The 973-nt window shown below is 29.8% G+C and carries 1 pseudogene; it reads right to left on the bottom strand.

Going from position 1 to position 973, the window contains the following annotated elements:
- Positions 1-29: 29 nt before the first annotated feature.
- A pseudogene (locus tag LGK97_RS19595) lies at positions 30-973 on the bottom strand (IS3 family transposase); the annotation flags it as partial.

Here is a 973-nt window from a genome sequence, read left to right as displayed (position 1 = left end):
TGGATTGTCAACACTTTATTGTACAAATTTTATTCGGTCATATTTGCTAGGCGATATTCTATTGGTGTCATATAATTTAAAGCGCTATGAATACGTTTATTGTTATACCATAATACATAACTTCGTAAATCCTTTTTTAGTTCTTCCAAGCTTTTAAAAATCCTGTTAAATGCAAATTCTGTTTTTATAATTTTATAACTAGCCTCAGCAACAGCATTATCATATGGACATCCTTTTTTGCTTAGCGAACGCTTTATCTTAAAGGCTTCTAAAACTTCATCTATTATCTTATTTTTAAATTCATTACCCCTATCGGTGTGGAATATTTTTATTTTAGTTAAATTTATATTAGTGCTCATAAATGCTTCATAAACTAATTCAGCATCCTTTTTAGGGCCTGATGAATATCCCACTATTTCTCTATTAAAAAGGTTGATTAATAAACATATATAATGCCATTTACCAGCCACATTAACATATGTAAGATCACTTACTACTATCTCTAAATCGCTTCTATTATCAAATTCTCTATTTACTATATTATCTACCTTTTCCTCATTACAGCTGGTCTTATGGACCTTATACTGCTTTACAGTATAATTAGAAACTAACCTGTACTTATCCATAACTTGCCTTATCTTTCTCCTTGAGGCAATTATATTTTGCTTTTTTAATTCTACTTTTATCTTTCTTGAACCATAATTGTTTTTGCTTTCTCTAAATATTGATATAACTTCATTTTCAAGCTGCGTATTATATACCCGAACTTTTTTCTTATAATAAATTAGACTTCTGGGGATGCTTAACGTTCTACACATTGCGCTAATACTGTACTTTTCCTTGTTTGATAAAATTAGTTCTATTTTCGTCCCATTATCAGCGCTGCTTGCTTTAAAATATCATTTTCCATCAGCAATTGCTTATTTTCTTTACGAAGACGTAGTAGTTCATTCTCTTCCATGGTTCGATTATC

It is taken from the genome of Clostridium sp. CS001, from assembly GCF_020443565.1.
Lineage (GTDB): Bacteria > Bacillota > Clostridia > Clostridiales > Clostridiaceae > Clostridium_AD.
Note: the sequence above shows the minus strand (reverse complement) of the source record. Positions and strands in the feature narration are given on the sequence as shown.